This is a genomic window from Dyella sp. AD56 (assembly GCF_002878475.1).
In the GTDB taxonomy this organism is placed as follows: domain Bacteria; phylum Pseudomonadota; class Gammaproteobacteria; order Xanthomonadales; family Rhodanobacteraceae; genus Dyella.
In genome coordinates this window covers 21,915-34,315 of record NZ_NRDP01000034.1, presented here as the reverse complement: position 1 = coordinate 34,315, position 12,401 = coordinate 21,915, and the positions used below count along the sequence as shown (strand labels likewise).

The 12,401-nt window shown below is 63.6% G+C and carries 13 protein-coding genes; 6 read left to right on the top strand and 7 right to left on the bottom strand.

All coding sequences use genetic code 11. From position 1 onward, the window contains the following. The first annotated feature begins 143 nt into the window (after nucleotides 1–143). Entirely contained in the window at nucleotides 144–1,004 is an 861-nt protein-coding gene (locus DyAD56_RS21220; RefSeq protein ID WP_102304828.1) for a VacJ family lipoprotein, read from the top strand. A 69-nt stretch (nucleotides 1,005–1,073) separates the two neighbouring features. On the opposite strand, the gene DyAD56_RS21215 is transcribed toward DyAD56_RS21220, so the two are convergent. The 7 genes from DyAD56_RS21215 to DyAD56_RS21185 form a co-directional block, all read right to left on the bottom strand. Continuing rightward, on the bottom strand, nucleotides 1,074–1,379 hold the full coding sequence (locus DyAD56_RS21215) for an STAS domain-containing protein (RefSeq protein WP_102304827.1): 306 nt from the start codon (nucleotides 1,377–1,379) through the stop codon (nucleotides 1,074–1,076). Further along, on the bottom strand, nucleotides 1,376–2,062 hold the full coding sequence (locus DyAD56_RS21210) for an ABC transporter substrate-binding protein (protein ID WP_102304826.1): 687 nt from the start codon (nucleotides 2,060–2,062) through the stop codon (nucleotides 1,376–1,378). Before DyAD56_RS21210 ends, DyAD56_RS21215 begins: the two co-directional genes overlap by 4 nt. 53 nt (nucleotides 2,063–2,115) lie before the next feature. Continuing rightward, nucleotides 2,116–2,961 (bottom strand): outer membrane lipid asymmetry maintenance protein MlaD, encoded by an 846-nt coding sequence (gene mlaD / locus DyAD56_RS21205; RefSeq protein ID WP_102304825.1) that lies wholly within the window; start codon nucleotides 2,959–2,961, stop codon nucleotides 2,116–2,118. 58 nt (nucleotides 2,962–3,019) lie between these two features. Next, nucleotides 3,020–3,790, bottom strand: coding sequence for a lipid asymmetry maintenance ABC transporter permease subunit MlaE (mlaE, locus tag DyAD56_RS21200; protein WP_102304824.1), 771 nt, complete (start codon nucleotides 3,788–3,790; stop codon nucleotides 3,020–3,022). Further along, the gene (locus DyAD56_RS21195) at nucleotides 3,787–4,623 is read right to left on the bottom strand and encodes an ATP-binding cassette domain-containing protein (RefSeq protein ID WP_102304823.1); all 837 of its coding nucleotides are present in this window, start codon (nucleotides 4,621–4,623) and stop codon (nucleotides 3,787–3,789) included. Before DyAD56_RS21195 ends, mlaE begins: the two co-directional genes overlap by 4 nt. Before the next feature lie 167 nt (nucleotides 4,624–4,790). Next, nucleotides 4,791–5,432, bottom strand: coding sequence for a guanylate kinase (gmk, locus tag DyAD56_RS21190; protein ID WP_102304822.1), 642 nt, complete (start codon nucleotides 5,430–5,432; stop codon nucleotides 4,791–4,793). Then, nucleotides 5,429–6,289, bottom strand: a complete 861-nt coding sequence (locus tag DyAD56_RS21185) for a YicC/YloC family endoribonuclease (RefSeq protein ID WP_102304821.1) — start codon at nucleotides 6,287–6,289, stop codon at nucleotides 5,429–5,431. Before DyAD56_RS21185 ends, gmk begins: the two co-directional genes overlap by 4 nt. Before the next feature lie 74 nt (nucleotides 6,290–6,363). On the opposite strand from DyAD56_RS21185, the gene rph reads away from it, so the two are divergent. The 5 genes from rph to DyAD56_RS21160 all read left to right on the top strand — a co-directional run bounded on the left by rph (nucleotide 6,364) and on the right by DyAD56_RS21160 (nucleotide 11,620). Next, nucleotides 6,364–7,095 carry a ribonuclease PH gene (gene rph, locus DyAD56_RS21180; protein ID WP_102304820.1) on the top strand — a complete coding sequence of 244 codons (732 nt, stop codon included), beginning with the start codon at nucleotides 6,364–6,366 and terminating at the stop codon, nucleotides 7,093–7,095. A gap of 17 nt (nucleotides 7,096–7,112) precedes the next feature. Continuing rightward, nucleotides 7,113–7,712 carry an RdgB/HAM1 family non-canonical purine NTP pyrophosphatase gene (rdgB, locus tag DyAD56_RS21175; protein WP_102304819.1) on the top strand — a complete coding sequence of 200 codons (600 nt, stop codon included), beginning with the start codon at nucleotides 7,113–7,115 and terminating at the stop codon, nucleotides 7,710–7,712. Between the two features lie 3 nt (nucleotides 7,713–7,715). Next, nucleotides 7,716–8,879, top strand: coding sequence for a radical SAM family heme chaperone HemW (gene hemW / locus DyAD56_RS21170; protein ID WP_102304818.1), 1,164 nt, complete (start codon nucleotides 7,716–7,718; stop codon nucleotides 8,877–8,879). Nucleotides 8,880–8,960: 81 nt separating this feature from the next. Further along, nucleotides 8,961–11,264: a DUF1631 family protein gene (locus DyAD56_RS21165; RefSeq protein WP_102304817.1), complete on the top strand. Its 2,304-nt coding sequence runs from the start codon at nucleotides 8,961–8,963 to the stop codon at nucleotides 11,262–11,264. Continuing rightward, nucleotides 11,261–11,620: a PilZ domain-containing protein gene (locus tag DyAD56_RS21160; RefSeq protein WP_233202795.1), complete on the top strand. Its 360-nt coding sequence runs from the start codon at nucleotides 11,261–11,263 to the stop codon at nucleotides 11,618–11,620. The genes DyAD56_RS21165 and DyAD56_RS21160 overlap by 4 nt, the downstream gene beginning before the upstream one ends. Nucleotides 11,621–12,401: the final 781 nt, after the last annotated feature.

Sequence of the window (12,401 nt, the reverse complement as noted above, 5' to 3'; positions counted from 1 at the left end):
TTGCTGGCAATGCAGCAAGGCTTATCATGCGCGGTTCACACCGCTCATCGCAGAGCCTCCTAGACTTATGGGGGCCTGTACACAATAAAAAACCAGACAGTACAATATTGTACTCCCTCTACCCCCTCGGGACAGTCGCCTCCATGCCGTCCGCCCTCCGCTCCCTTGTCATGCGAAGCCTGCCCCTGGTGGCTATCGCGTTGCTCGCCGGCTGCACGATCGCCAAGCCCCGTACGGACGATCCGTACGAGAAGATGAACCGGAAGGTTTACTCGTTCAACAACTCGCTGGACAAGGCGGTCATCCGCCCGGTTGCCGTGGGTTACCGCAAGGTGACCAATCCGACCATGCGGCGTTGCGTGAGTGATTTCTTCACCAACATCCATATGCCGATCTCAGTGGCGAACGATCTGCTGCAAGCCCGCCCGAAGGAAGCCTTACAGGGTAGCGGCCGCTTCATCGTCAACCTGACGCTGGGCATCGGCGGCTTCTTCGACCCGGCCAGCCAGCTGGGTATCCCGCTCAAGGAAACCGACTTCGGCATCACGCTGGCGCGCTGGGGTGTACCGGACGGTCCGTACCTGGTGATTCCGTTCTTCGGTCCGACCACGGGGCGCGACTTCTGGCGCGTGCCGGTGGATGGCTACTTCTTCGATCCGATCAGCTATTTCACGCGGAACAACCACTACGAGTACGGCCAGCAATACCTGCCTGAGTTGATGTACCTGGTGACCCTCCGCTCCAGCGCCATCGATGCGGAAAGCTTCCTCAATTCGGCCTACGACCCCTACGCATTCATCCGCGACGCCTACCGCCAGCAGCGCATCTACCAGATCTACGACGGCAATCCGCCGGAAGATGTGATCGAACAGATGCAGGGCCTGCATGACAAGAGCTTCGACCCCGACCAACTGCTGGAAGAGCAGCAGAAGTGGGAGAACAGCGAGAAGAAGCCCCAGGCGAGCGATAACCAGCCTGCGCCGGCCCAGCCCAAGAAGGACTGAGTCCCGGCTTCCGGGAAACGAAAAAGGGGCCGAAAGGCCCCTTTTTCTTGTCCGGCCATAGCGCGGCGATCAGACCATCAGGCCCTCGACCTCGCACACGCTAGCCAGCAGATGCATACCTTCAGGCATGTTCTGCACGCTGAGCTTGCGCCCACGCTCTGCCGACTGTGCAAGCACCGCCAGCACGCAAGCCAGGCCGGCACTATCACTGCGGGTAATACCCGAAAGATCCAGTACCGAGCGCCCATCGCGCCCCACCGCCGCACCGATGGCAGCCAGGGCCGCCGCCGCATTGCCGAAGGTCAGCTCACCGGACACGCGGACGCTGCCTGGCGTGGCCTCGTCGATGCGCACGGCGGCAGACGCTGCGTTCACTGCTTGGAGCCCGGCTGTGCCTTATCGTCCTGCTCCATTTCCTTCAGAGCCTGATCACCCTGGGTTTCCAGGTTGCTGATCAGTTTCTCGATGCCGACCTTGCGGATTTCGGCATCCACCTGATTGCGATAGTTGGTGATGTACGAAATGCCCTCGATGATCACGTCGTAGGCCTTCCAGGTGCCGTTCTTGTCCTTGCGGAAGGCGTAGTCAACGGCAACGGTTTTGCCGTCGTCCATTACCACCTGGCTGCGCACGATGGTGCGCTTGTCGTTGAGGTCACCGGTGAACGGCAGCACCTTCACGCGACCCTTGGTGTAGTCGAGCAGGCCTTCGGCATAGCGATGGGTGATGGAGTTGTAGAAGGCCTTGGCGAAGCGCGAACGCTGATCGGGCGTCGCCTCACGGGCGTGCTGTCCCAGCACCAGGATCGAGGCGTAGTCGATGTCGAAATGCGGCAGGAACGCGCCATCGATCACGCCGATCAGCTTCTCGCGGTTGCTCTTCAGCTCCTGCTGATGACCGTCGATCGCCTTGGCGAGATCGTCGGACACCGCTTGCACGACCTGCACCGGCGTCTGCTGGGTAGCGGCGCCCTGGGTGGCAGCGTCCTGCGCTAACACAGGGGCAGCAATCACGCTGCCGAAGGCGATGGCGGTGGCAATGGCCAGACTGCGCAACATGGGGAAACTCCTGAAGAAGATGTCGTTGGAATATCGGTACGCGATGCGCCGGTTCAATGCTTGGCGCCGTCAGCCGGCTTTCCGGAAGACGAGCCGCTCACCAGGAACTTGCCGATCAGATCCTCGATCTGCATGGCCGACTGGGTCAGCACCAGCTCATCGCCGTTCTTGAGCATGTCCGGCGAACCGCCGGGCTGGATGGCAACGTACTGGGTACCGATCAAACCACTGGTGAACACGGCCGCAGCCGAATCATCGGGGATCTGGTTGTAGCGCTTGTCGATGGAGAGCGTGACCTCCGCGTCCAGCTTCACCGGATCGGCCACGATCGACTGCACTGTGCCGATGGCCACGCCGGCCATCTTCACCGGTGCACCCACGGACAGCGAGCCCACGTTGGTGAAGCGACCCTTGACCGCATAGCTGCCGCCCAGGTTGTCCGCCACGCCACCGGCGCCGAAGAACTTGCCGAGCATCTCTTCCAACTGCTGCGCCGGACGCGTGAGCGCCAGCGTGCCGCCGTCGGCGAGGCTCTTCTTTGAGGTGCCGTACTGCAGGCCCACGTACTGGTCACCCAGCAAGCCGCTGGTGAAGATGGTCGCGACCGAGTTATCGGGAATCTGGTCGTAGCGCTTGTCGATGGACAGCTTCACGTCGGCCGTCTCTTTGCCCGGATCGAGCACGATCGACTGCACCTGGCCGATGCGCACACCGGCCACCTTCACCGGCGCACGCTCCTTGAGCTGGCCGATGTTGGCGAAGTGCGCTTCGACAATGTAGCTCGGGCCACGGCTGGTGTTGGCCACCGAGGTGGTCTGCGTAGCGAGATAGCCGAGCGCGGCAAAGCCGAGCACGATGAAAAGGCCGGTGCCGACGGCATAGGATTGTCTCTGGCTCACGGCACGATCCTCATGGAAAGATGGTTGTATAGGGTCTGGGCAGCACTCATCGGACTACTCACATCAGGAATGCGGTGAGAACAAAGTCGAGCGCCAGGATGGCGATGGACGAGGCGACCACGGTGCGTGTAGTGGCATAGGCCACACCCTCGCTGGTGGGTGGCGTGGTGTAGCCCTGGAACACGGCGATCAGCGACACCACGATGCCGAACACGACGCTCTTCCACAGCACGCCATTGATGACGTCCTTCACCAGGTCGACGGTGGCGGTCATGTTCGACCAGAAGGTGCCGTTATCGATGCCCAGCCACGTCACGCCCACCAGATGGCCGCCAAAGATGCCCAGCGCGCAGAACACGCAGGTCAGCAGCGGCATGGCGATCACGCCAGCGAGGAATCGCGGTACGGCGACATAGGCGATCGGGTCCACCGCCATCATCTCCATCGCGGCGATCTGGTCGGTGGCGCGCATCAGGCCGATCTCGGCGGTAATCGAGGTGCCTGCGCGGCCTGCGAATAGCAAAGCGGTGACGACGGGGCCCAGCTCACGATAGATGGCGATAGCCACTACCGTGCCGGTCGCCGAGGTGCCACCGAAGATCGACAGTACGTCATACAGCTGCAGGCCCAGCACCATGCCCACGAACAGTCCGCAGACCATGATGATGATCAAGCTCATCGCGCCAGCGAACCACAGCTGACGTATCGTCTCGCGATAGTGGCGCATGCTGCGCGGCACCGCTGCCAGCATACGCAGCAGGAACAGGCCGCATTCGCCGATCTGCGACAGCGAACGCGTCACGATGTTTTCAGAACGCACCGCGCTCATGCGCCACTCCCTGGAAAACCGAGCGCCTTGCCAAGGTCCCCCGCCGGATACTGGAACGGTACGGGGCCGTCGGCATCGCCACCGAAGAACTGGCGCGTCCACGGCGAGCCGTCATCGGCAATCGTCTTCGGATCGCCCTGCGCCACGACTTTGCCGTTGGCGATGAGGTAGATGTGGTCGGCCACTTGCTTGATGGCCTCCAGCTCGTGCGCTACCAACACGCTGGTGATGCCGAGCGTCTGGTTGAGCGTACGGATCAATTTGAGCACCTGGTTGAGCGCGATGGGATCGAGGCCGACGAAGGGTTCGTCGTACAGAATCAGCATCGGGTCGAACACAATCGCACGTGCCAGTGCCACGCGGCGCGCCATGCCACCCGACAGCTCCGTCGGCATCAGCCCTGCCGCGCCACGCAGACCCACGGCCTGCAGCTTGGTGAGCACAATGTTGCGGATCAGCACTTCCGGCAAAGAGGTGTGCTGACGCAGCGGAAACGCCACGTTCTCGAACACGTCGAAGTCGGTGAGCAACGCGGAATTCTGGAACAGGTAACCAATACGCTCGCGAAGCTCGAACAGCTTCTCTCGCGACAGCGTCGAAACGTTCTGACCATCCACCCGTACCTCGCCCGCATCGCCGCGCATCTGCCCGGTGATGTGCTTGAGCAAGGTGGTCTTGCCAGTGCCGCTGGGACCCATGATGGCGGTGATCTTTCCGCGCGGGATGTCTATATCCAGCGCATCAAAGACTTTCTTGCCATTGAGCACCGTGGTCAGGCCACGGACGCGCACGAGGGCGCTGTCGTCGGGCTTGGCGCTAACGGAGTCGGTCATGGGCGGCACAAGGCTGGGGGAAAGAGGGCAAGTTAGCTGAATAGGGGCGCGAAGGCCATGAGCCCGTGGTCAGGCGGCTCAGGAATGGCTAACGAAACAAGACCTTGCTTACGGGCAACAGTTCCCTGCCAGTCGCGCAACCTGCGCTCCCATGCCGGAAACGGTGGTCAGGCCAGCAATTCCTGGATCAACGCCTCATGACGCTTCCATTGCGGTGCCGAGCGCTGGCGCACGGCGCGCACGATGGATTGCAGGTCCTGCAGCGCGGTTTCGAAATTGTCGTTGACGATGATGTAATCGAATTCGTGCGCGTGGGCGATTTCCTCGCGCGAATTGTGCAACCGGCGCGCGATCACTTCAGGGCTGTCCGAGCCGCGGCCACGCAGGCGTCGCTCCAGCTCAGGACGCGATGGTGGAAGGATGAACACGCTCACGCAGTCGGGCTTGCTCTTGCGGATCTGCCGCGCGCCCTGCCAGTCGATCTCCAGCAGCACATCGCAGCCTTCGCCCAGCAGCGTATTCACCGTATTGCGCGAGGTGCCGTAAAGGTTACCGTGCACTTCCGCGTGCTCGAGAAAGATGCCGTCGGCAATCTCCTGCTCGAATACCCCGCGCTCCACGAAGAAATAATGGCGGCCATACTGCTCGCCCGGGCGCGGCGGGCGCGTGGTGTGCGAGATCGACAGCGAAATGGACGGTTCACGCTCCAGCAGCGCGTTGACCAGCGTGGACTTGCCCGCGCCCGAGGGCGCAGCCACCACAAACAAGGTACATGGTGCGCTATCAGCAGGAGACGTGGTCATATTCATTCGATGTTCTGCACCTGTTCGCGCATCTGCTCGATCAGCACCTTCAAGTCAACGGCGGCATTGGTGCTGCGCACGTCGACAGCTTTGGAGCCGAGCGTGTTCGCTTCGCGGTTGAATTCCTGCATGAGGAAATCCAGGCGGCGACCGACCGGCTCCTTGGTTCCCAGCACGCGGCGCGTTTCGGCGATGTGCGTGGCCAGGCGATCCAGCTCCTCGTCGACGTCGCTGCGAGTGATCTGCAGCACCAGCTCCTGCTCCAGGCGACCCGGGTCAGCCGGCTGTTTCAGGTCGGCCAGACGCGATTCCAGGCGGGTGCGCAAGCCTTCACGGATCTGCGGCATGAAGCTGCGCACGTCCGCAACAATGCGCTCGACGGCATCCAGTCGCTCCTTGAGCAACTCGGCCAACTTGTCACCCTCACGCTCGCGAGTCGCGGTGAGCGCGTCGAGCGCGCGTTCGAGCACATCGAGCAACGCTGCCTGCAACACATCCGGATCCACGTCCGATTGCTGCAATACGCCCGGAAAGCGCAACAGTTCGGTGAATTCGATATTCATGCGCGGGAAACGCGCTTCCAGATCCATCGCCAGCTCCGACAGGCGCGCCAACGCAGTGGCGTTGACCTGCAGGGATTCGGAACGAGCCTCGCCACGCAGGCGCACCGTGACGTCCACCTTGCCGCGCGACAGCTTGGCCGCGATGCGCTCACGCAGAGCCGATTCGAACACGCGCAGCTCGTCTGGCAGGCGCGGGCTCAGCTCCAGGTAACGGTGGTTAACTGTGCGCAACTCGCAGCTGAGCGTGCCGGCAGGGCCAGTCGTCTCGGCGGAGGCATAAGCCGTCATGCTGCGGGTCATTGGGAGCCTGCGGGTGTTGGAAAGGGGGCAATGGTAAACTTTCCCGCCCTGCCTTGCCCAATGGCCCCCATTCCATGAGTTCACCCAGCCGCCCCAGTGGGCGCGCCAGCGACCAGCTGCGCACCGTCACCATCGAACGCCACTTCACGCGCCACGCCGAAGGCTCGGTGCTGGTTAGCTTCGGCGACACCCGCGTGCTGTGCACCGCCAGCATCGAAGACCGCGTGCCGCCGTGGCTGCGCGGCAAAGGTGAAGGCTGGGTCACGGCCGAGTACGGCATGCTGCCCCGTGCAACCAACACCCGTACCCAGCGCGAAGCCGCACGCGGCGGCCAGGGCGGGCGCACGATGGAGATCCAGCGCCTGATCGGCCGCAGCCTGCGCGCCTGCGTGGATCGCCAAGCACTGGGTGAACGCGTGATCACGCTCGACTGCGACGTCATCCAGGCCGATGGCGGCACGCGCACGGCGGCCATCACAGGCGCCTACGTGGCATTGGTGGATGCCGTGACCACGGTGATGAAGCGCGAAAACCTGCGCCGCAACCCGATCATGGGTGCGGTGGCCGCGGTATCGGTGGGTATTTATCAAGGCGTGCCGGTCCTCGACCTGGATTACGCTGAAGACTCCAATTGCGATACCGACATGAACGTCGTGATGAACGACGGCGGTGGCTTCATCGAGGTGCAAGGCACCGCCGAGGGCCACGCTTTCCGTCGCGACGAGATGGACGCACTGCTTGGCCTTGCCGAAAAGGGCATCGCCGAACTGGTGGCCGCGCAGCGCGCAGCGCTGGAACTGCCGTAACACCGACCGGAAGGCCCATGACACGCATCGTTCTCGCCAGCAGCAATCCCGGCAAATTGGCCGAGTTCAACGCCCTGCTGGCCGACAGCGGGCTGCACGCCGAACCGCAGTCCGCTTACGACGTGCCGGATGCTGAAGAAACCGGACTCACCTTCGTAGAGAACGCACTGCTGAAGGCGCGCCACGCGTCGCGCATCAGCGGGCTGCCCGCACTAGCCGACGATTCGGGCCTGTGTGTGGCCCACCTGCGTGGGGCGCCGGGGCTCTACTCTGCGCGTTACAGCGGCGCGCACGGCGACAACGCTGCGAACAACGCGCGGCTACTGCGGGAACTGGATGGCGTGCCGACGGAACAGCGCGGCGCGTTCTTCATCAGCGTATTGGTGTTGCTTCAGCACGCTGATGACCCCGCGCCACTGATCGCCGAGGGCCGCTGGTATGGGCACGTATTGACCGAAGAGCGCGGCACACACGGCTTCGGTTACGACCCACTGTTCCTGCCGGAGAACGAGACCGTCAGCGCCGCCGAACTGCCACCCGGCATGAAGAACCGCATCAGCCATCGCGGTCGCGCGCTGGCGTTGCTGCGTAGCCAGCTTGCCGAGAAACACACGTAAATCATGTCCCTGATCGCACCACCGCTGTCGCTGTACGTCCACATGCCGTGGTGCGTGAAGAAGTGCCCCTACTGCGATTTCAACTCCCACGGCCTGCGCGGCGAACCGCCGTATGACGCCTATGTCGACGCCCTCCTCGCCGACCTCGATGCCGACCTGCGGGATTTCGGTGGCGCCGTCCACGGTCGCATCGTGCACAGCATCTTCTTTGGCGGCGGCACGCCCAGCCTGTTCACGCCTGAGCTGATCGATCGTTTCCTCGATGGCGTGCGTGGCCGGCTGTCCTTGGCACCCGGTGCGGAGGTCACGCTGGAGACCAACCCCGGCACCGTGGAGCATGGCCGTTTCGACGGCTATCTGTCCGCGGGTGTGAACCGCCTGTCGTTCGGCATCCAGAGTTTCGACGACGCCAAGCTGCGCCGCCTGGGGCGCATCCATTCGGCCAGCGAAGCCGAAGCCGCCGTGAAATCAGCCCAGGATGCGGGCTACGCAAACATCAATCTCGACCTGATGTACGCCCTGCCTGAGCAATCGCAGGAAGGTGCGCTGGCCGATGTGGCGCGTGCCATCACCCTGCAGCCCACACACATCTCGCACTATCAGCTGACCCTGGAGCCGAACACGGCCTTCGCCGCGAACCCGCCGCCACTGCCCGACGACGACCACGCCTGGGCCATGCAAGAGGCCTGCGAACAACAGCTGGGCGCATCCGGCTATAGGCAATACGAGGTATCCGCCTATGCCAGCCCCGATCGCCGCTGCGCGCACAACCTCAATTATTGGCGCTTCGGCGACTACCTCGGCATCGGTGCCGGCGCCCACGGCAAGATCACCGATGTTGCCCAGGGCGAGATCATCCGGCGCTGGAAGACCCGCCACCCCAAGGCTTACCTGGCCGCCCCTGGCGGCGCGGAGCGCATCGGAGGCAGCGGTGCGGTAGCCCGCGACGAGTTGCCGTTCGAGTACATGCTCAACGCCCTGCGCCTGATTGACGGCGTGCCCACGACCGACTTCACCGAACGCACCGGACTGCCCCCGGAGCGTATCGCCGACGCCATGGCCCAGGCGCACCGGAAAGGCTGGCTCACCGACAGTCCCGACCAGCTGCAGACGACAGCACTCGGCCAGCGCTTTCTCAATGACGTCATTTCCGGATTTCTTGACTGAGTCCACCGTCCGGCCGATGGCGTGCCCAGAGCGCGGGCTTTAGACTCTCAGCCATCCGGGGGGAATGAATCTAGGGTCTGTATGGAAGTCGAACAGCAGGGTCGACGGCCACCGCTTGCACCCGATCGGGAGCTGCGTCCTGATCGTGCAGGCTGGGCGCCGCGTGCCCGTCGACTGATCGAAGAAACGCACGCGCTGTGCATCAGCTGGCTGGAGATGCCCTTGCGCCAGTGCCTCAGCGATGCAGAGCAACGCCTCTACGCGCTGGCGGAGCGGTCCCGCAACCCGAACGAACAGCAACAGTGCCTGTATTCCCGCCAACTGCTGCAACAACGGCGCGGCGGCATGGAGCGAAGCTTCATGGAAGGCGTCCGGCAATATTTCAACGGTGTGGGCGCCGTACCGGAGCCCGAAGCAACCACCGACGCACCGCGTCGCCCCCTGGAACTGCTCGATACCACCGAGCATGAACAGACCGTGGCGGTGGACAAGCTGGTTGCGCGCGGCGAAGCCCGCCATGGCTCGTCGCTGTTCGAGCTGGGTTATCGCCTTGCCGTGCTGGTGGGCCTGCCGCCCCTGGAGGGCGAGCGCCTGCCGCTGGGGCCACATGCCCTGGCCACGTCATTTCGTGGGGCGCTGACATCACTGGAACTGTCCATCGAGCACAGCTTGCTGGTGCTGCACAGTTTCGACACCGTCGTGGTGCACGGCCTATCGACGCTGTACGACACCGTCAACGAACACCTGCGCGCTGACGGCATCCTGCCGCAGTTGCGCGCGTTCCCGACCGCATCGCGCGCGCCGCAGGAACGGCAGCCGCGCGCTGCCGACAGCGACACTCAGCCAGCCGCGTTCAACCGCCAGCCGTCTACTGCGACCACACCCGCTGCACCCGGCCAGCCGCGCAGCGACAGCATCGCCGTGCTCGACAGCTTGCGCGAAATGCTCGCGCAGCACCGCACGGGCCAGGGTGCGCTGAACAACCCGGATGGCGGCCGCACCGCGACACCCGAAGAGTTGCAACTGGCATTGGACGCCCTGCAATTACACGTCAGCGATGTCGCCGACCATGCGCGACGCGAGCTGCTCAGCGCGCATGCGTTGCGGGAAGAGCTGCTTGGCCAGCTCAACGCCGGGCGGCCTGACGGCTCGACGCACATGCAGCTGACCGACGAGCAGGGCGATACCGTGGAACTGGTCGCCATGCTATTTGAGCAGATGGATCGCCAGTTGCATCACCAGGGCAATGCGCATTCGCTGCTGGGCGACCTGCAATTGCCGCTGCTGCGTATGGCGGTGGCAGACCAGGACTTCTTCAACCAGCGTGAACACCCCGCGCGCAAGCTGCTGGGCGTAGTCACCGACGCGGCAAATGATTGGCTGGATGGCCCGGATGGCGACATTGATCGCTCACTTGAAGCCAAGCTGATCCAACTGGTCGACCGTGCGCGGCGCGAACCGCCCAGCACCGGCCTCTATACCAGCCTGCTGGCCGATATCGAACATCATCTTGGCCTACTCAACCGCAAGGCGCAGATCGCCGAGCGACGCCAAGTAGAGGCCATGCAGGGGCGTGAACGGCTCGAACAGGCACGCCATCGCGCCGCTGAACTGATGACGGAGCGCTTCGAGCGATACAACCCGCGCGGCCTGCTGCGCACCCTGCTCGAACGTGCATGGTCCGACGTGCTTGCGCTAACGCTCCTGCGCCACGGTGAAGACAGCGAAGCTTTCACTTCGCGCTTGCGCACCACTGATCAACTGCTCGGCCAGCATCCGGTGACGGATCGCCATCTGTTGCAGGCAGAAGTGGAAGCCGGCCTGCAGCAAATCGGCATGCACGCCGAGGAAGCTGTGCAGGTCGCACAGCGCCTGCTGGGCATTCCCGCGCAAAGCCCGGCCAGCCAGGAAACCGCTACGACCACCGAGCTGGCGCTCAAGCTCAAACAACGCCAACGGCTGGGCGAACAAGTGTCACCGGAAACAGCCGCACCGACACCGACACCGACGCCGGCAGCAGCAGCGACACCCGCACCCAGCCCCGCGGCAGATTCACCGGAACGGCGAATTCGCCAGCGCCTGCGCCAATTGCCGTTCGGCAGCTGGTTCGAATTCATCGATCCAGCCAACGGCCGCATCACCCAGCGCAAGCTGGCCTGGTACTCACCGGTATCTGGCAACAGCCTGTTCGTCACCCGGCGCGGCCTGCGCAGCCAGGAAATGACACTTGAACACCTCGCACACGAAATGGCCTGCGGCCGCGTGCGCGAAATGCCTCCGATGAAGGAAAGCCTGCTTGATCGCGCCTGGCACGCCTTGACCAGCCACCTGCGCCAGATCACCAGCAGCCAAGCCACACACTCACGCCCCGGAGCCTCGACGTGAGCGAGAACGTGGCATCCATCGACCAGCGTCGCGCCCTGCGCAAACGCGCCAATTTCACCGCCGTGGTCACCGATGTGATCACCGGCCAGCCCATCGGCCATCTCGGCAACCTTTCCGCCAACGGCATGCTGCTGATCAGCACGCGCCCGCCACGTAGCGAAGCGATCTATCAGGTGAGCCTGACCCTGCCCGGGTTGGGCAGCACACCGCAGAGCATCGAAGTCGGGATACAGGAGCAGTGGCACGAGGCTGCAGCCAGTCCTGGGCAGGTATGGGCGGGGTATCGCATCGTGGCGATTGATGATGCGGATGCGGCGTTGTTGGATGCTTGGCTGGAGCAACCGGAGAGGGACTAACTGGGTGTTCTTTCGCTTCAGTGTGTTGGCCGAAGCGAACACGCCGTTTTGTTCTTTTCTCCCTCTCCCCTACGGGGAGAGGGTTGGGGTGAGGGGTGGGTGCTCGCCTCGACGGTTCATCTTTAGCCGTCATCCCGGCGTAGGCCGGGATCCAGTTTCTGTAGTAGTCGGTTGTCGCTTCGTGCGTTACCGCGACCTGGCCGCTTACGCAGCGGGCGTTTCGATCGTCTGCCGACGACGCGAAGCTAGTCCCCGTGGGACGCTCGAGTCACTTTTCTTTGTTGGCCCAAAGAAAAGTAACCAAAAGAAATGGCCTGACAGGCCAACGCCCGCAGCATTCCTTAGGGAAAAGCCCGAGCGCTTGAGGACCGTTGCTACTTGGCAACCTTCGCCTCTACACAGCGGGTACTTCGGAACGCTTCGCAACGCGCCAATGCGGAGAGGACTTAAAGCAGGCTTCGCTACGCTTCCCAACCGCTGTGGAGAACTCGCCACGTAACGGCGATGCCTTTCTTTCTTGGCTTTGTGCACTCGGAGCGAGAGCAACGCGACCTACGAGTGCGATGTGCAGCGTAGCTGCACGAGCCGTCCGCTCAGTGCTTTTGACCTTCGGCCCCCCTGTGCGGCGGTGAGGGGTGGACGAAAAGGCCCGCAGGGGGATCGGCAGGGATGCCGATCCCTTTTCGCCAGGGCAGGAGCCCTGTCGAAAAGCCCGGCCGCCCCTCACGAACTGGCCGGCGCAGCCGGCCAGCGCCAAGTGGGGGTGCCCTTTCTTTGGGTT

Bases quoted from the DNA above. Each gene is read 5' to 3' on its own strand.
- DyAD56_RS21165 (WP_102304817.1), top strand. From the start codon at position 8,961: ATGGAAGTCGAACAGCAGGGTCGACGGCCACCGCTTGCACCCGATCGG.
- DyAD56_RS21220 (WP_102304828.1), top strand. From the start codon at position 144: ATGCCGTCCGCCCTCCGCTCCCTTGTCATGCGAAGCCTGCCCCTGGTG.
- hemW (WP_102304818.1), top strand. From the start codon at position 7,716: ATGTCCCTGATCGCACCACCGCTGTCGCTGTACGTCCACATGCCGTGG.
- gmk (WP_102304822.1), bottom strand. From the start codon at position 5,432: ATGAATATGACCACGTCTCCTGCTGATAGCGCACCATGTACCTTGTTT.
- rdgB (WP_102304819.1), top strand. From the start codon at position 7,113: ATGACACGCATCGTTCTCGCCAGCAGCAATCCCGGCAAATTGGCCGAG.
- mlaE (WP_102304824.1), bottom strand. From the start codon at position 3,790: ATGAGCGCGGTGCGTTCTGAAAACATCGTGACGCGTTCGCTGTCGCAG.
- rph (WP_102304820.1), top strand. From the start codon at position 6,364: ATGAGTTCACCCAGCCGCCCCAGTGGGCGCGCCAGCGACCAGCTGCGC.
- DyAD56_RS21185 (WP_102304821.1), bottom strand. From the start codon at position 6,289: ATGACCCGCAGCATGACGGCTTATGCCTCCGCCGAGACGACTGGCCCT.
- DyAD56_RS21195 (WP_102304823.1), bottom strand. From the start codon at position 4,623: ATGACCGACTCCGTTAGCGCCAAGCCCGACGACAGCGCCCTCGTGCGC.
- DyAD56_RS21210 (WP_102304826.1), bottom strand. From the start codon at position 2,062: ATGTTGCGCAGTCTGGCCATTGCCACCGCCATCGCCTTCGGCAGCGTG.